Consider the following 17421-nt stretch of genomic DNA (forward strand, 5'->3'; position numbering starts at 1 on the left):
AACTAGCCGTATGGCTATCGAACCACGCCGGCTGGTGGAGATACCGGTCGGTGACGTGACGCTACCGGGAGAGCTCCGGATTCCGGCCGAGGCGAACGGGCTGGTCGTGTTCGCCCACGGGAGCGGCAGCAGCCGCCGGAGTCCGCGTAACAACTCGGTCGCAGAGTCGCTCCGGGACCACGGGCTGGGGACGCTCCTGTTCGACCTGCTGACGCCCGAGGAGGACATCGACCACGAGGCCCGCTTCGACATCGACCTGCTGACCGACCGACTGGTAGCGACGACGGACTGGCTGGCCGACCACGAGGAGGTCGGCGACCTGCCAATCGGCTACTTCGGGTCGAGTACTGGCGCGGCCGCAGCGCTTCGAGCGGCGGCGAAGCGTCCGGCGGTCGCGGCAATCGTCTCGCGCGGCGGACGTGTCGACCTGGCGTCGGAGGCGGTCCCGGACGTCGACGCCCCGACCCTGCTCATCGTTGGCGGTGAGGACGCCCAGGTGAAAAGACTCAACCAGGACATCTTCCAGCGACTGGACGGCGACAAGGAGCTGGCGGTCGTCCCCGGTGCCGGACACCTGTTCGAGGGCGAGGGACAACTGGAACAGGTGACTGCGCTGGCACTCGCGTGGTTCCAGCGCCACTTCGAGTGACCAGTCGCCGACTCACTCCACGCACCCGGTGCTGTTCTCGACGTGTGGGGTGCCGTCGTCCCGGCTGGAGAGCGCCGTCCGGAACCGCTTCTCGGTACAGCCGGTGAGTTCCCAGCGATAGCCCGTGCTCCACTCGTCGGCGACGACCCGGACCTCGTACGGGCCGCCGGTCCGGTCGAACCGGAACGTCTTGCTCGTGCTCGCAGGGATGGTCTCAGCCGGGAGTTCGTCCCGAAGCTGCCCGTCCTGACGTAATTCAACGGTCACGGTCTCGGCCGCGTCCAGCTGGTTGGTCACCTCGACGAACAGGGTCCCCGAGGGTGTGCCGTTCAGTGTGCCAGAGAAGGTACAGCCGGCGAGCGCGGCGGCAGCCGGGAGCGCGGCCGCTCGCAGGAGAGTACGACGTGAGATGTCCATACGGTACTATCGTTCCAGTAACATATCAATCCACCGTGGGGCGTGCTCGCAGGGTTCCGGCCGGGGTCCGGATTCCCGACCTCACCGCTCGAGTAACATCGCGATACCACCACCGCCCCCGATACTCATGCCGACCACGCCGTAGCGTTCGCCGGTGTCGTACAGGGCGTGGGCGAGGCTGGTCGCGAGCATGCCGCCCGACGCCCCGATGGGGTGGCCGAGCGCGATGGCACCGCCGCGGGGGTTGAGCGTCGCTGAAGAGATACCGAGGCGCTCTCGGACGTACAGCATCTGCGCGGCGAACGCCTCGTTGAGTTCGAAGTGGGCCACGTCTGCAGGCGACAGTCCGTTCGCCGTGAGCAGGTCCTCGACCGCGTCCGCGACGGCCATCCCGAACCACTCCGGCTCGCGGTAGGCGACCGCGTAGTCGACGATTCGGGCGAGTGGGTCGCCGAGTCCCGCCGCGGCGTCCTCGCTGGCGAGCAAGACGACGCCCGCCCCGTCGCTCAGGTCCGAGGCGTTGCCCGCCGTGATGGTCCCGCCGAAGGCCGGCCGCAGGTCGGCGAGCGCCGCCAGCGACGTGTCGGCACGGGGGCCGTGGTCGTGCGAAACGGTTCCCGTCGACGTCTCGACCGGGACGAGTTCCGCGTCGAACACCCCAGAGTCGACGGCGGTGGCGGCCCGGCGATGGCTCTCCAGTGCGTACTCGTCCTGGGCCACCCGCGCGATGTCGAAGCGGTCGACCAGTCGCTCGGTCAGCGCTCCCATGTGAGCGTCCTCAGTCTCGTCCCAGAGGGCGTCACGAATCATCGAGTCGACCAGCGTCGCATCACCCATCCGCGTGCCCGTTCGCAGCCCCGACAGCGTGTGTGGCGCGTTCGACATGGACTCGAACCCACCGGCGACGACCATCTCGCCGCGACCGGTCTCGATGTGGTCCACGCCGAGTGCGAGTGCCCGCAGGCCCGAGCCCGAGGCTTCGTTCACCGTCGTCACCGGGACGTGTGCGGGGACCCCCGCCGTGAGGGCGACCTGTCGGCCGGGCACCTGCCCGAGCCCGGCCTGTATCGAATTCCCGAGGACGGCCCAGTCGAGGGAGTCGGGGGCAATGCCGGTCCGGTCCAGGAGGCCGTGTACGGCGGTCGCTCCGAGGTCGATGGCTGAGACGGTCGCGAGCGCGCCGAGGAAGTCACCGTGTGGCGTTCGCGCACCGTCGACGAGGACGACACTCATGTAGAGAGTGAGGCGTCCGAACCGCAAAACCAGCTAGCTGGAGTATGACGGGTCGCTTACGAGGCGTCGCCGGACCCGGCCGTGGTGGTGGGTGCCGTGTGCTCGGCCGCCTCGACGGCCTCGAGGAACACGTTCGCGCCGATGTCTATCTCGCGTTCGGTCACGTCGAGCGGCGGGAGCAGGCGCAGGCTCTTGTAGCCGCAGCCGAGGGTGAGCAGCCCGCGACCGAGTGCCTGCTTGATGACCTCTTCGCGACGGTCCTTGGTGTCGAACTCGACGGCGAACATCAGGCCGCGACCGCGGATGTCGACGATGGACTCCATGTCGGCGTCGGCGATTGTCTCCCACAGCTGGCGACCGCGCTCGGTCGCGTTGTCGAGCAGGTCGTACTCGTGGATGGCGTCGATGGTGGCCACGCCCTGTGCCGCCGAGAGCACGTCACCAGCGCCCCAGGTCGAGGAGAGACGGCCCTTCTCCTCGGGGAACACGTCCGAGCGCGAGATGGTCGCGCCGACGCGCAGGCCCTTCGCGCTCGTGATGACGTCCGGCGTGAGGTCGAGGTGGTCGACCGCCCACATCTCGCCGGTGCGGCCCATGCCCGACTGGATCTCGTCGACGATGACGTAGATGCCGTGGTCGTGACGAATCTGTTCGAGGTCCTTGATGAAGGCGTCGTGGGGGACGCGGTAGCCACCCTCGCCCTGGACGGGTTCGAGGATGATGTAGGCGACTTCGTCCGGGTCGATGACGCCCGCACTGGGGTCGAGTTTGTCCGCGAGGACGTTCCCGCCGGGGCCGTCGGTCTGCCACTTCTCGCGGTAGGCTTTCTCGGTCGAGATGTACGGGACCGAGATGATGCCCGGCACCTCGGGGTAGCCCTTGCGGTGGACGGTCTTCGAACGGTTCAGCGAGAGCGCGCCGAGGGTGCGGCCGTGGAACGCGCCGTCGAAACAGACGCCGCGGTGGCCGCGGCGGTTGTAGCAGATCTTGATGGCGTTCTCGACGGCCTCCGCGCCGGAGTTAGAGAGGAAGACGCGGTCCATGTCGTAGTGGTCCGTCGAATCGATGAGCCGGTCCATCAGCTGGGTCGGCGACGGAATCTCGGGGTCCTCGGGCGGCCAGCCACCGCTGGCGTAGAAGTCCTGACCGGCGATCTTGGTGGGGTCGATGAGGTCGAACTCGGAGAGGCGGTCCAGTATCTTCGGGTTGTTGTACCCGAGCGGGGCCGCGGCGACGTGGCTCGTGAAGTCCATGAGGACGTTGCCGTCGACGTCGGTACAGAAGGGGCCCTCTGCGTCGGCGGTGATGTCCCAGACGAAGTCGTAGACGTAGGTACTCGGCGCGGAGAACTGATGGTGGTACTCCACCCATTCCTGTGCCTTCGAACCGGGCATGTGGTCTACCCGGGGCTCGGCCGTGTCTCGGTCCATGTCCCCCTGTAAGGAAAGGTCCTATTAAATATGTTCGTTGTTTGCCGCAATTATCTCGACGCCGGGCCTCGGCGGCTCACGCGACGACGACGAGGAGGGTGACGACACCCCCGACCGTCACGAGGACCGCACTGTAGACGGCCACGCGCCGGGAGAACGACCGGTTCGGACTGACGGCCGTCAGTCCGGCTTTCACGACCACGGACGACGCGGTCGCCAGCAGGACCGACAGCACGGTGGTCTCCGCGTTCAACGTCCCGCCGCGGAACAGGAGCACGGCAGAGGTGGTCGCGCCCGCGCTGGAGACGAGGCCGGAGGCGACCGCGGTGGCGAGGAACCCGGCCGCCCCGAACTGGGCGTTGGCGACCGACCCGACCGTGAGGACCACGAGGAACATCCCACCGAACCCGAGCGCGTACCGGAGCGAGAAGGGACTCTCCAGGGCTATCTCGACGTTCTCCGACCAGTCGGCCGTGAGCGCCGCGACGGCGATACCGGCGAGGATGACGGCCACGAGTGGGGCCGTCGCATCGACGAGGACCCCTCGCGAGAACGTGAACGCGACGACGATGAGGAGGTTCCGGAGCGCCATCGCCGCGTCGGCGAGCAAGATAGCGGCGACCGCGTAGGAGACCGCCTCCGTGTTCTGGCGGACGTGGTCGAGCATCGTCCCGACGACCGCCGTCGAGGACGCGAGGCCACCGAAGAAACCGGTGACTGCGATGCCACGGCTCCCGTACAGCTGGACGATGACGTAGTTCAGGATGCCGATGCCAGCGACCGTGACCACCATCAGCCAGACGACCCGCGGCTCGATGGCGAGGTCCTCGATGCCGAGGACGGGGACGCTGTAGGTCTCCTGTCCCGCCGGGAGGAGCGGATACACCACGAAGGCGAGGATGGCGAACTCGGCACCCGAGCGGACCTCCTCGCGCGAGAGGTTCTCGGCGAACGAGTGGAGCTCGCGTTTGAGCACCAGCACCAGCGACGACAGGACCGCGACCGCGACGCCCTCGATGACGAAGTTCGACGCGACGAGCGAGCCGACGCCGTAGGCGACCAGCATCGATATCGACGTGGTCAACGATAGCCCGTTCTCGCCATCGGAGAGCAGCCCCTGCACTGCCAGTAACACCCCCTGTGCGAGGACCAGCAAGCCGCCGACGAGCAGTAGTACCACGCCGTAGCTCGTCTGGGCCGCAAGTAGTGTGAATACCGCGCCCGCGAGGCTGATGAGCGAGAAGGTCCGGATGCCCGCCGATTTCTGGGACCACTCGCGCTCCAGACCGAGGAACAGCCCCAGCGCTCCCGCAAGGACGAGTCGGGCAACCTGACTGTCGAGTGTCGCGCTCGCTGACTGTTGCAGCAGGAACTCCACTCCACCGCCTTCACGCACTGGGGACTTATTTCCTTACCTTCGGGTTCCAGAACCACGACAGGTTTTTACCGGTACGCGACGCGATGAACTACATGCTCGACGGCTTCGATATCGGCCGGTCCCGTGCCCCCTGGTGGGCCGTCGCTCTGGTCCTCGGTGCGACGCTGCTGTTCGTCCTCTACTCGTTCGTAGGCACCTTCGTCTTCGGGATCTTCATCTACTACGCCACCCGCCCAGTGTACCGCCGACTGAAGCGCCGTGTCCGGCCACCGAGCCTCGCCGCGACCGTCGCCATCTTCACGCTCGCCCTCCCGTTCTTGCTGTTGCTCTCGTACACCATCGCCATCGCCCTGCAAGAGGTCGACGCGTTCACGCAGAACATCCAGGACCAGCAACAGAACGGGGGGAACCTTGGGGAGTTACAGGCCATCCTCGACCCGTACATCACCCTCGCGAACAACGTCCAGAACCCACAGGACCTGCTGACGAATCAGGAGGGGTTGAGCGTCCTCACCGACGTGTTGAACAACAGCCAGAAGTTCATCGGCATCATCGGCACCGGCGCGTTGCACCTGTTCATCATGATCGCGCTGGCGTTCTACCTCCTGCGCGACGGTCACAAGCTCTCGCGGTGGTTCATGTCGACGTTCGGTGACGACCGCGGCGTCCTCGGTGCCTATCTCTCGGCCGTCGACCGAGACTTCCGCAATATCTTCTTCGGGAACATCCTGAACGCCTTCCTGACCGGCGTCATCGGCGCGCTCTCGTACAGCGTCCTGAACGTGTACGCGCCGACGACTGAGCTGACCATCCCGTACGCCGCGCTCGTCGGGTTGCTGGCTGGGGCGGCGAGCCTCATCCCGGTCGTCGGCATGAAACTCGTCTACTTCCCAGTCTCTGGGTGGTTGTTCTACCAGGCGTTCTCGTCGGACCAGTCTGGTCTGCTCTGGTTCCCCATCCTGTTCGTCGCGGTCTCGTTCGTCATCGTCGACGTCATCCCGGACCTGGTCCTCCGTCCGTACGTCTCGGGGCGGAACCTCCACGTGGGCGCGGTGATGTTCGCGTACATCTTCGGGCCGCTCCTGTTCGGCTGGTACGGCATCTTCCTCGGGCCGATGATACTCGTGCTGTCGGTCCACTTCGCAAAACTCGTGCTACCGGAACTGCTGCACTCCGAGAAACTCCAGCCGTACGCCGTCGACCCGACCTACTTCACACCGGCCGCTGAGGTTCCGGCCGAGGAGGTCTCACCGCCATCACGGCGGACGCCCAGCTCCGACACCACCCCCACCGACGGCGGCCACCCCGAACCCGCCGACGCCGCCGACGAGACTGCCGAGACGACCGAGGAGTAGTCGGTCACTCCAGCCGTTCGCCGTCACGTGGACAGTACTCGTGGGTCGGGTCGTTCGTCTCGAAGCCACACCGCGGACAGGTCCGGCCGGATGGTTCTGCCACCTCGTCACGACCGCGGCGGAACAGGAAGGGCACGAACGGGACGATGAGGAAGACGGCGAGCGTGTCGAACTGCCACCACAGGACCCCCGTGATGGCGAGGCTGACGAGGAGACCGGCAAGCGGCGGCAGGAATCGTCGGGCCATCGGCTCTTCGTACGTGGACTGTCACCGAAAAGCGTTCCGTGACGCCCCCCGAGGGCGCTTCCATCGGCCGTTCAGGCCTCGGCTTCTACGTACTGTCCTTCCCAGTCGCTTCGTGCCTCGATCTCGCGGCGGCCACGACGGGTCAGGACGTAGTAGTTCGTCCGCCGGTCCCGCTGGCCCTTCTCGATGAGGCCCTTGTCGACGAGTGTGTCGAGGTTCGGGTAGAGTCGACCGTGATGAATCTCCTTCTCGTAGTACTGCTCGAGCTCTTCTTTGATCGCCAGTCCGTGTGGTTCTTCTTTCCCAGCGATTACATACAACAAGTCTCGCTGGAATCCTGTCAGGTCGTGCATTGGAAAGGTCCAAGAGACCCTTGAACACCAGATTAAATAAATATGTCGGCCATTTCTATCCCCACGTTATAAAAAGCTTGGCCTGACATGCCCGTTGTCACTCACTATCGATAATCGGGCCGACATATAGTGTACTGCGATACACAAAGAATTATGATATGTTTGTACTCGAGTCTGTTTGTCGACGAGGGATGTTTATACGGACCGCCTCCCTACACACGCGTATGCCAGAAGAAGTGCTGTTCAAATCCGAATCACAGCAGACCCGGAGCGACATCGCCGCGATGCTTCGCGACGTGGCCGACAAACTGGACTCAGGCGACCCTATCACTCTCACCGCCGGCCAGCAGTCGGTGACGCTCGACCCCCCGGCACAACCCACGTTCGAGGTCAAAGCCGAGCGCGAGACGTCGACGGGTGCGACCGAAGGCGAGCTCAGCATCGAGTTCGAACTCGAGTGGGACGAACGCGCCAGCGACGACGGCGAACTGCAGATCGAATAGCTCCCCTCGCATCCTGTCCAGTCGCGCCGCTCACGAGTCGAGTGCGTCGTAGCGCCCGTCGAACGCTGTAGACAGAGTGCAGCGGCTTCTCGAGTAGTGTACGAAACAGGAAAGCAGACCACGCGGGATAAAAGCCCGCGTGGTCGCTTGCCGCCCTGAATTGGTCCCCGCTGACGCTTCGGCCCTCCAAGCGAAGCGTCACTTGACTCATGCCACCGGAGTATCTTAAAGGTACCGACCGAGGCGAGTACAGCGTCTCTCGGTCGAGGTCAGAATGGGAGACTGCGTCGACCTGTCCCGCTCGTACAGACCCGCGATGCAGTCGGGAGCGAGTGTCGCCACTGGCAGCGAACCGGAGAGAGCCGCAAAACAGACGAACGCCTCAGTTGAGGATAGACTGTGCGATGGTGGCGAGTTGCCCGTTGTCCGCGTTGCGAAGCCGGTCGTCGCCGATCTTCAGGCGGAGACGCGGCCGACCGACGTCGATGGGGACCTTCTCGGTGTCGATGAGACCCATGTCCTCGAGCTTGGTCTTCGTGCGGGAGAACGTCGCCTTCGACGCGATGCCGACGTCCTCGCCCCACTTGCTGATGTCGTACAGCAGGGCTTCGTTCTTCGCGGCGACGAGCAGCGAGATGGTGACCTCGTCGAGGCCCTCGCCGTCACCGCGAGCGGTCTCCAGCGAGTCGAGGATGTTCGTGAAGTCGTCCTCGGCCTCGGGGCTGATGTCGGTCTGGAGCGTCTCGCGCACGCGGCTAATCGGCGGCGTGCGGAGCTTGAACTCGGCGGCCTCGTCCCAGGCGGCCATGTAGGCGTCGTAGGCCGTCGAGACGAACTCGTCGTCGTCGGTCGTCAGGCCACCGACGCGGTTGCCGGCGGTGACGAGGGCGACGACGCTGTCCTCGGTGACGAGCAGGGAGTTCTCGGGGGTCTCCTCGACCGTACGGAGCGCGAGTGCGTCCTGCTCGATGAGGTCGGCCGCGTTCGAGGCGACAATGAAGTCGTCCATGACGTCCTTCAGGGTCCGTTCGTCGGCCAGCATGTGGACTGTCGGCAGGTCGCCGTCGAATCGAGTCGCTACGCGCACGAACTCCTCGATGGCGTCGGCGGACGGATTGACCACGAGAACGTCCCCCGTGGCAGCTTCCAGCACGCTGCTGAGTATATCGTCAATTTGTCTATCGAGTAAATTCGAAGTCATGCCTATACACAACAAAACGTGGTTTAGATACTTAATTTTATTGGCCTAGTTGTACTCAAATCTTGCCGATTGTTGGTTGAATCCGGCTGAACCGGAGTGACCACAACTGGGTGGCGGTCGGGGCCCAAAAATATAAGCCATACACTGTTGGAGTATGCGACTGTTCACTCATGGGACAGCAAACCACACCCCACGCAGTGCAGTTGCCCGGAGGCCGACCCCGGTCGCTCGACGGTGGGAGCAGCCCGTACACGGGTCCCTGACCAGAACGCCGATTCGAACCGTCCCCTTCTCAGAAGTCGTTCCCTATCTTCCTGGCGAGCTCGTCCGACCAGTAGAACTCGCCGTCGTAGATGACGGAGGTGTCGGCCCGGTCGAGGAACTCCAGGGCGGAGTTGCGCGAGAGCGCGAACTCTGACTCGTTGCCACAGAGGTACGAGTACTCGTTGCCCTCGACGTATGGATGGTAGTAGCTGCCCGCGTGTTGCAGGGAGAACTGGTCGAACGTGAGGAAGTACTGGTCGTCCCCGAGGCGTTCGAGTTCGGCGGTCGTCGGCAGTCGATTGGTCGTCTGTGTGAGGGTGTGGGTTCCGTCGCCGACGACGGCGTAGTCCTTGCCCATCATGATGCGCCGACGGGCGATACGCAGGGCACGCTCGAAGGAGAAGCCGTGGATGAGCAGGCGAGCGAAGGCTGACCCGACCTTGACCGCGTGGTCGTTGAGCACCTGCGTGAACGTGACCGCGCCGGTCACGGCCCCCTTCTCGACGAGCGCCATGCCTTCGTGGAACGACCCGCAGGCGTTCAGGAAGAACGTCTGCGTGTTGCACTCGGCGAGGCTGTCGGCGGGGAGGTAGCCGTCCGGACAGCGAAGGCCACCTTCCTCACAGTGACCGATGTAGTGGACGAAGTCGTTGTCGGACTCGAAGACGCGGGCGAGTTCGGCCGTCGTGAGGTGCTCTTGCACGTCGACCGAGAGCGGAAGGTCCTCCGCTCGCTCCCGGTAGATGGCGGCGACGTCGGCGTGTTCGGCGTCCATCATCTCGTCGTTGAGGACGACCGTGACGCGGGCTTGCTCGGCGTCGCGTTCGAGGTACTTTTGTCGGTTCCGGTAGGCCACCGGGGTCGACTTGAACACGTCGATGGGGACGCCGTCGGCCAGCCAGCCGTGGACCCGGCCACCCCGGAGTTCCGGCTTCACGATGTCGACGGAGGCGACCTGTCCCGGGCCCTTGCGGGGGTCACCACCACGGTAGAAATCGTCGAGCGAGCGCTCGACCAGTTCGGCCCCCTCGAGTTCCGACGTTCGGGGCGTGTACAGGAGACTCAGGTTGTGCAACAGGAACGGGACCGTCTCCAGCATGTCCGGTTGCGGGTCGACGTACATCGAGAGGTGCCAGTCGGGCAGCCGGTGCTCGATGGCGGCGTATGGCACGTCGAGGTAGGCCTCCAGTCGCTCGACCGGCGTCCCGTGATACAACGCCAGACTCGGGAGTCCGAGGGCGTCGAGCAGGCTCTCCTCTGCGAGGTTCGTCCCGTACGGGCCGGCGTTACGCACCAGACAGTCGAGAAAGAACACCTTCCGGAGCAACTCGGTCGTGTTCCGTTCCAGCGTCTGGCCGGTCCCGAGACGGTGGCGGATACCGGCGCTCGGCGCACACAGCATCGGGGCGTCGAGGGTGTCGACGACCTCCACGTCGGCCTGCAGGTAGTACGCGAGCGGGGCGGTCACGAACAACTCCTCGAACGAGGACGGCACGAGCAGTTCGATGCCGACGTCGGGCGTCGCGTCGGCGATGGGGTCCGGAATCTCGACCGACTCCCCGGTCTCGACGAGCGGAGGATGACCACGCAAGGTCGGGTACGTCCGGTCGGGTGCCGTGGTCTTGTGTGAGGCGGCGAGGTGAGAGAGCGCAGTCGCCATCCCCTGGGGCGTCGGTGGAACGACGAGTGTTCCGGGTGGACGTTCGCTCCGACTTCGGAACCCGAGCGTGCAGTCGGCAGTGGTCGGGAACGAGACGACCACCTCCTCGAAGTCCGTCGTCTTCGAGATGCTGAGCGGCCCGGCCGCGCGCAGGTACGTCTTGATGTCGGTGTCGAGGTCGACGATGTACTCGCCGGGCGGGAGGTCGAGTGGTCCCGTGTCGTTCTCCAGGTCGTAGGTGGCCTCCGTCGACTGCGAGGCGACGTACACAACCGAGATGGGGAACCGAAGTTCGGTCGCTGCACAGTCGACCGTCGTGTCGACGGGGCGGGGGAGAGCCGACCCGGACCCGTCCGCCCGGAGGCCCGAGCCACGGACGGTGAGTTCGGCGTTCCCCGGGTCGATTACCCGGAGTCCGTCCGTCGTCACCTCCCACTCTATCATTCGAATTGGAGAATACCACTAGTGACAGTTAGATGTATCGGGTGGGTACAGAGCGCAGACGACACCTCCGCCGACGCCGTCAAATTGCCCCGAAGAAGGTACACTTATGCGACGACCAGACGCCCCTTCGAACATGGACTACGAGCACGTACGCGAGGTCGACCCCGAAATCGCAGACGCACTCGAGGGCGAAGAGACACGGCAGAACGAGACACTGGCGATGATCGCCAGCGAGAACCACGTCTCCGAGGCGGTGCTCGAAGCACAGAGTTCCGTCCTGACGAACAAGTACGCCGAGGGCTACCCCGGCAAGCGCTACTACGGCGGCTGTGAGTACGCCGACGTGGTCGAGGAGAAGGCCATCGAGTACGCCAAAGAGCTGTGGGGTGCAGCGCACGTCAACGTCCAGCCCCACTCCGGCTCCTCGGCCAACATGGGTGTCTACCTGGCCATGCTGTCCCCCGGCGACAAGATTCTCTCGCTGGACCTGACCCACGGCGGTCACCTGAGCCACGGCCACCCGGCGAACTTCACGGGCCAGACCTACGAGGTCGAGCAGTACGAGGTCGACGCCGAGACGGGCTACATCGACTACGACGAGGTCCGCGAGCAGGCCGAGGAGTTCGACCCCGACATCATCGTCTCGGGGTACTCCGCGTACCCGCGTGAGGTCGAGTGGGAGAAAATTCAGGACGCCGCCGACGCGGTCGACGCTTACCACCTCGCCGACATCGCCCACATCACCGGCCTCGTCGCTGCCGGTGTCCACGAGTCCCCTGTCGGCATCGCCGACTTCGTCACTGGCAGCACGCACAAGACCATCCGCGCCGGCCGCGGTGGCATCATCATGTGCGACGAGGAGTACGCCTCTGACATCGACAAGGCGGTGTTCCCGGGCGCACAGGGCGGCCCCCTCATGCACAACATCGCCGGCAAGGCCGTCGGCTTCAGGGAGGCACTCCAGCCCGAATTCACCGAGTACTCCGAGCAGACCGTCGCGAACGCGAAGGTCCTCGCCGAGGAACTGCAGGACCACGGCTTCACGCTCGTCTCCGGTGGGACGGACAACCACCTCGTGCTGGTCGACCTGCGACCCTCCCACCCGGACACGACCGGTGGCGAGGCCGAAGAGGCCCTCGAAGAGACCGGCATCGTCCTGAACGCCAACACGGTCCCGGGTGAGACGCGGTCCGCGTTCAACCCGTCCGGCATTCGCGCGGGCACGCCCGCGTTGACGACCCGTGGTTTCGACGAGGACGACATGCGCGTCGTCGCCGAGTGCATCGCGAAGGTCATCGACCATCCGGACGACGAGGACGTGAAGGCCGACGTCGCCGAGACCGTCAAGGACCTCTGTGCGGCGAACCCGCTGTACGAGTAGGGCCGACCGGCACCGACTTGTGTCGTCGCGTTTTGTGCCGTCTCACGGCGTTTCTACCCCCGACCACCGTCCAGAGACGCCAGTCTGCGGAGCGAGCAGGTCGGAGAGCGAGTCACCGATCCGACTACGCTCCCTGAAACCGGATAGAAAAGCCAGTTCTGGGACACCAAGCGAAACGCGGTTTCAGGCACTCGAGAGACGGGTCGACCGTCTCCACAACTCGTGGGGGTCCAGTCGTACCCAACCAGACGAATCCCACCACAGATTAATTATTGGTTATTATATAGTTCTGGCCAGTAACTCTGTGTCGTCGTTTGATTTTGATGTACCTTAGTACCATACAATTACCCCGTGGTTATCTCGGTGAACGCCGTACTCCGTGATGGGCTTCAATGGAAAACCAAGAAAAACCAACAACGTCTCACCAACATGAAAAAAGACAACAATATCTCGTTGTCCCGCCGCCAGATACTGGCGGGACTCGGAACCATCGGGGTCGCCAGTTCAGGCCCCGTTCTCGGCACGACCGCCTTCTACAACGACGATGAGGCGGTAAAGGGCAGGTACGGAGCGGGTCGGGTCGACCTTCTTCTCGACTACCGCACGACCTACATGCCGGGGGAACGCTACGACCTTCAGGGTATCCCCGAGGACCAGCGGCCACCCGTCGTCCCCGGGACGGACGGAACCGTGTACGAACTCGAATCCGTCCCCGACTTCGGCGAAGTACTGAGCGCCGACGAGTGGGGGAGGCGGACGCTCGCGCTCGACGCGTGTGCGGCCGAGCAAGACGAGTTCGCGTCCCAGCTCCTGAACGGAGAGACCGGGATATTCGTCGACCTGGACGACATCAAACCGTTCGACCGCGGTGAGACCACGTTCTCACTGCACCTCTGTGGCAACCCGTCGTTCCTGGACGTCTGCGCCGTCGACATCGCGTACGACGAGGACGTCCGGGAGGGTGTCAGTACACCCACGGAGCCCGAGAGCGAGCACGGCGACACCGACGACGTCGGTGAACTCCAGGACTTCATGCACGTGAAGTTCTGGTACGACCCGAACTGTAACAACAACCAGGACGCGGAGACGGAAACCGTGCCAACCTGTGTTCACTTCGCGCTCGACAACAGCGACTCGATGCGGAACGAGTTCCTGGCCGGCGGGGGTCCCATCCAGAGCAAGTTGAACAACACGAAAGAGAACGTGCTGAGCTTCGTCGACCAGCTCGAGGACCAGCTCGACGCGATGGACGGCGACCTCTCACCCACGCAGGTCGGGGTCACGCTGTTCAACGGTGACGGCATGGGGAACCCCGAGACTGCCAGCATCGTACCGACGGCGGACGCACAGGAGGTGCGTGACTTCATCGAGTACGAGTACACCGGCGACAAGGCAGATGCCGAGGGGAGCGTCGCCGCGGGCATCGAATCGGCCGCGAACTGCGCGGAGGCCTGCTGTACCGGCTACAACGTCGTTGTCGTCGTGACGAACGGCATCGAAAACACCGTCGATGCCAAGGCTGCAGCCGACGATGCCCTCTCCCGCGAAGGCGTCGACGAAGTCGTGATTATCCTCATCCAGCCTGATGACTTCACGTCCGCGGAGTTCATGGACTACGGCGGACCTGTCATCGACGTCTCGTCGGCCCGGGACATGGAGGTGGCCCTGGACGACGTCTTCCAGCAGGTCAAGGCCCAGGAAACAATCACCGCAGCCGAGTTCAGCCTGTACGAGGGGCCGCTGTCCGGCCTCCTCGACATCCTGGGCGACTGCGTCATCCTCCCGCCCGCGACGACCGAGGAGAGTACCTGCACGCTCGGGGACGCGACGAACACCATCGGGAACTGCTGGATGCAGGGCGCACACTGTTTCGGCCTGCAATGGTACTTCCCATGTGCAGTGTCCGGCACCCCTGGACGGCCGGGGTTCACCGACCTGAACGTCTGCGGCGACGAGTTCGACAACATGGCCGAGTACCTCATCACCCAGTACGGCCTGGCCGGTCCCGAAGACCTCGATGGTCTCGTGAACGTCACACAGACCGACATGATCAACTTCGGGCTCGAGTTCAGCGCCGAACAGTGCCGGCACAACATCGAGGAATGAACACGGCTCCGAACCGATAGCGAACGCGAACTGGAAGTCGGACCACCGGCCGTCACGACCGGCGCGAGCGGTTCGCGCCACTGCGGTCCGACCGGCTGGTCCCGTCCGCACACTCGCGTTATCCGGGAACAGGAGCAGGAACCTTCAACCAGACCGCCCCGTCGACAGTGATTCGCTGGATTCGGAGACAGCCTCTCTGTCCTGCATCGACGTGCAGCCGGTGCGGTGCCCGTACTGGGACAGGGGTCGTGCGGACGGCCCCTGACGGCGGTTCGATTCCGACGGCGGGCGTCCTTTCGGGGAGTGAGAACCGGGACCCGGACCGTGTCCCGGTTCGGGGAGACACGATGAAAGACAAACTGAGAACTACCGGGGGAGTGCGGAAGAGAGCACCTCTCGCGACGGTGGTGAACGTCGTCGCGATACTGGTGCTACTCTCGGTGGTCCTCCCCTTCGTCGTCTACTCGGTCCCACAGGTCGTGGGGGCCGACCAGAGTTACGTGGTGCTGACTGGAAGCATGGAACCGGAACTCTCGCCCCGCGACGTGGTGGTGGTCTCGAAGGTCGACGCCGAGGCCGTGGCAGTCGGCGACGTCATCGTCTTCGAGCGCGACCGACAGTCGCTCCCGGCGACCCACCGGGTCGTCCAGGTACTCGAGACAGAAGACGGCGAGCGGGCCTTCCGGACCAAGGGTGACGCGAACGACCATCCAGACACCGGCCTGGTGACGGAGGCGACACTCGTCGGGAAGGTCACCCTGACGCTGCCGTACATCGGCCACGTCGTCGAGTTCGTCAACTCGCCGGTCGGGTTCGTGGCGTTCGTCCTGTTGCCCTTCGCGGTGCTCGTCCTCAACGAACTGTGAGAGCACTCCGATTCGCTTCGACAGCGTGTCGTCAAACTCGTCGTGTCCTGCATCTGATGCCCAATGGCGATTGCCACCACGTGTCACCAGTTTTGCCCACTCCTACCAGAAGAATATACAGTTCTATTCGGCAACTACTCTCGCCAGACAGCGGTAGAAAGTGCCCGTTAACCGTCGAAAGGAGAGACTAACGAAGCCACCCCGACCCTTGATGTTAATGCACGAACAGTTATGGTCTTGGCAGATGACAGTACGGCAGGGGAGATGCTAGGGGGTCTGCAACAGCGGTTACCAGCGGTGTCGCTCACAAACCAGTTCAGGAACAGTTTGGAGCTCCAGTTGACGGTCGGCGTCGGTCTCATCGGACTCATTGGGGGGTCCGTCTCTGTCTACCTGTTCTTCGAGACCGCGAACTACCCGCTGTTCGTACTGGGGCTGGCGACCACGGTCGCCATCATGAGTGCGCTGGGGTTCGGCTCGCTCTCGCAGTTCGTCGAGGTCCGGGCACTCACGGAGAAAGCGAAGGCCGTCGAGAACGGTAACTTCGACGTCGAACTCGCGACCGACCGGTCGGACGAGATCGGCGAACTCTCCCAGGCCATCGCCGGGATGCGCGACGGGATGCGTGCGTCCCTCGCCGAAGCCGAACAGGCCCGGAAGGAGGCCGAGCAGGCCCAGAGCGAGGTTCAGGTGATGAACGACCACCTCGAACGGACCGCCGAGTGCTACGGGCGGACGATGGCCGCGTGTGCCGAAGGCGACCTGTCGCGTCGGCTGCCCACCGACGAGACCGACAACGAGGCGATGCGGTCGGTCGCACGGTCGTTCAACGACATGCTCGACGAACTCGAACCGGCACACGCGGAGGCGCAGTCGTTCGCGCGGACCGTCGCCCGGGCGAGCGAGAACGCGACAGAACAGATGACCGAGGTCGGCGAGCGGAGCCAGGACGTCCACCAGACCATCGACCGCATCGAACGTGGTGCGCAGGCCCAGACTGAGAAGATAACCGCGGTGAGCGAGGCGATGGTCGACCTCGCAGCGACCATCGAAGAGATGTCGGCCACGGCCGAGACGGTCGCCGAGCGGTCCGAGCGGGCGGTGGACGCGAACGAGGAGGGCCGCCGGGCGGTGGCAGACACGGCACGAGCGATGCGTGACATCCGCGAGAGTACCCAGCAGGTCGTCACCGACGTGAAGTCGCTACACGAACGCATCGACCGCATCGACGAGATGTCGAGCGCCATCACCGACATCGCCTCGGAGACGAACATGCTCGCGCTGAACGCCAACATCGAGGCGTCGAAAGCCAGCAGCAACCCCGAGTCGAACCAGGGCTTCAGCGTCATCGCCCAGCAGGTCAAAGAGCTCTCCAGCGACGCGAAACAGCGCTCGACCGAGATAAGCCAGCACGTAGACGGGATAAAGTCGGAGACGGGGCGGGTGGTCTCGGACATGCAACAGATGACCGCAGACGTGGGGGCGGGCCTCCAGGCGGTCGACGAGACGCTCGACGCCCTCGCGGCCGTCGACGACCACGTCGAGCGCGTGGACGAGGGCGTCCAGAACATCGCGGGTGCGATGGACGAGCAGGCGGCCCGGACCCAGTCGGTCAGGACGAAGACCACCGACGTGGCCGCTATCAGCCGCAGCACGACCCGTGCGACCGAGGAAGTAGCGACAGCAGCCGACGCACAGCTCGGGGCGGTGACGACCGTCCAGCAGACGAACGACCTGCTCGAACGACGGTCGACGGACCTCTGTGAACTCCTCGACCGGTTCGAGACGTGTGCTCCTGCCAGTGGCGAGTCGGTCCCGGGCGACGACTGACCCCCAGTGGTCCCGGGCGACGACTGACCCCCAGTGGTCCCGGGCGACGACTGACCCCCAGTGGTCCCGGGCGACGACTGACCCCCAGTGGTCCCGGGCGACGA

The 17421-nt window shown here is 64.7% G+C and carries 15 protein-coding genes; 7 read left to right on the top strand and 8 right to left on the bottom strand.

Features of this window, described 5'->3' with window-relative positions:
* Positions 1-10 precede the first annotated feature (10 nt).
* The gene (locus ACSC1R_RS17510; RefSeq protein ID WP_439027009.1) at positions 11-649 is read left to right on the top strand and encodes a dienelactone hydrolase family protein; all 639 of its coding nucleotides are present in this window, start codon (positions 11-13) and stop codon (positions 647-649) included.
* 12 nt (positions 650-661) lie between these two features.
* Here the strand turns inward: ACSC1R_RS17510 and ACSC1R_RS17515 are convergent, their stop codons facing one another.
* From ACSC1R_RS17515 to ACSC1R_RS17530, 4 genes are all read right to left on the bottom strand, one after another.
* Complete coding sequence (locus tag ACSC1R_RS17515) at positions 662-1066, bottom strand: hypothetical protein (RefSeq protein ID WP_439027010.1); 405 nt, start codon at positions 1064-1066, stop codon at positions 662-664.
* 81 nt (positions 1067-1147) lie between these two features.
* The gene (locus ACSC1R_RS17520) at positions 1148-2299 is read right to left on the bottom strand and encodes a thiolase family protein (protein WP_439027011.1); all 1152 of its coding nucleotides are present in this window, start codon (positions 2297-2299) and stop codon (positions 1148-1150) included.
* A gap of 56 nt (positions 2300-2355) precedes the next feature.
* Complete coding sequence (locus ACSC1R_RS17525) at positions 2356-3729, bottom strand: aminotransferase class III-fold pyridoxal phosphate-dependent enzyme (RefSeq protein ID WP_439027012.1); 1374 nt, start codon at positions 3727-3729, stop codon at positions 2356-2358.
* 76 nt (positions 3730-3805) lie between these two features.
* A complete protein-coding gene (locus ACSC1R_RS17530) occupies positions 3806-5107 on the bottom strand; it encodes an MgtC/SapB family protein (RefSeq protein WP_439027013.1) in 1302 nt (433 codons plus the stop codon).
* A gap of 92 nt (positions 5108-5199) precedes the next feature.
* On the opposite strand from ACSC1R_RS17530, the gene ACSC1R_RS17535 reads away from it, so the two are divergent.
* On the top strand, positions 5200-6462 hold the full coding sequence (locus tag ACSC1R_RS17535) for an AI-2E family transporter (protein ID WP_439027014.1): 1263 nt from the start codon (positions 5200-5202) through the stop codon (positions 6460-6462).
* A 4-nt stretch (positions 6463-6466) separates the two neighbouring features.
* On the opposite strand, the gene ACSC1R_RS17540 is transcribed toward ACSC1R_RS17535, so the two are convergent.
* Together ACSC1R_RS17540 and ACSC1R_RS17545 are read right to left on the bottom strand one after the other, a co-directional pair.
* Entirely contained in the window at positions 6467-6709 is a 243-nt protein-coding gene (locus ACSC1R_RS17540) for a hypothetical protein (protein WP_439027015.1), read from the bottom strand.
* Positions 6710-6780: 71 nt separating this feature from the next.
* Positions 6781-7062 carry a PadR family transcriptional regulator gene (locus ACSC1R_RS17545; protein WP_261651974.1) on the bottom strand — a complete coding sequence of 94 codons (282 nt, stop codon included), beginning with the start codon at positions 7060-7062 and terminating at the stop codon, positions 6781-6783.
* A gap of 224 nt (positions 7063-7286) precedes the next feature.
* Between ACSC1R_RS17545 and ACSC1R_RS17550 the strand changes: the two genes are divergently transcribed.
* On the top strand, positions 7287-7565 hold the full coding sequence (locus ACSC1R_RS17550) for an amphi-Trp domain-containing protein (RefSeq protein ID WP_439027016.1): 279 nt from the start codon (positions 7287-7289) through the stop codon (positions 7563-7565).
* A gap of 382 nt (positions 7566-7947) precedes the next feature.
* Here ACSC1R_RS17550 and tbsP read toward each other — a convergent pair whose 3' ends face one another.
* Together tbsP and ACSC1R_RS17560 are read right to left on the bottom strand one after the other, a co-directional pair.
* On the bottom strand, positions 7948-8766 hold the full coding sequence (tbsP, locus tag ACSC1R_RS17555; RefSeq protein ID WP_439027017.1) for a transcriptional regulator TbsP: 819 nt from the start codon (positions 8764-8766) through the stop codon (positions 7948-7950).
* 292 nt (positions 8767-9058) lie between these two features.
* Positions 9059-11134, bottom strand: coding sequence for a hypothetical protein (locus ACSC1R_RS17560; protein WP_439027018.1), 2076 nt, complete (start codon positions 11132-11134; stop codon positions 9059-9061).
* A gap of 133 nt (positions 11135-11267) precedes the next feature.
* Here ACSC1R_RS17560 and glyA point away from each other — a divergent pair, with 133 nt between their 5' ends.
* The 4 genes from glyA to ACSC1R_RS17580 all read left to right on the top strand — a co-directional run bounded on the left by glyA (position 11268) and on the right by ACSC1R_RS17580 (position 17317).
* Entirely contained in the window at positions 11268-12515 is a 1248-nt protein-coding gene (glyA, locus tag ACSC1R_RS17565; RefSeq protein WP_439027019.1) for a serine hydroxymethyltransferase, read from the top strand.
* A gap of 429 nt (positions 12516-12944) precedes the next feature.
* The gene (locus ACSC1R_RS17570; protein WP_439027020.1) at positions 12945-14621 is read left to right on the top strand and encodes a hypothetical protein; all 1677 of its coding nucleotides are present in this window, start codon (positions 12945-12947) and stop codon (positions 14619-14621) included.
* Between the two features lie 347 nt (positions 14622-14968).
* Complete coding sequence (locus ACSC1R_RS17575) at positions 14969-15487, top strand: signal peptidase I (RefSeq protein ID WP_439027021.1); 519 nt, start codon at positions 14969-14971, stop codon at positions 15485-15487.
* A gap of 327 nt (positions 15488-15814) precedes the next feature.
* Complete coding sequence (locus ACSC1R_RS17580) at positions 15815-17317, top strand: methyl-accepting chemotaxis protein (RefSeq protein WP_439027022.1); 1503 nt, start codon at positions 15815-15817, stop codon at positions 17315-17317.
* Positions 17318-17421 lie beyond the last annotated feature (104 nt).

This window comes from Haloarchaeobius ordinarius (genome assembly GCF_051801355.1).
Lineage (GTDB): Archaea > Halobacteriota > Halobacteria > Halobacteriales > Natrialbaceae > Haloarchaeobius.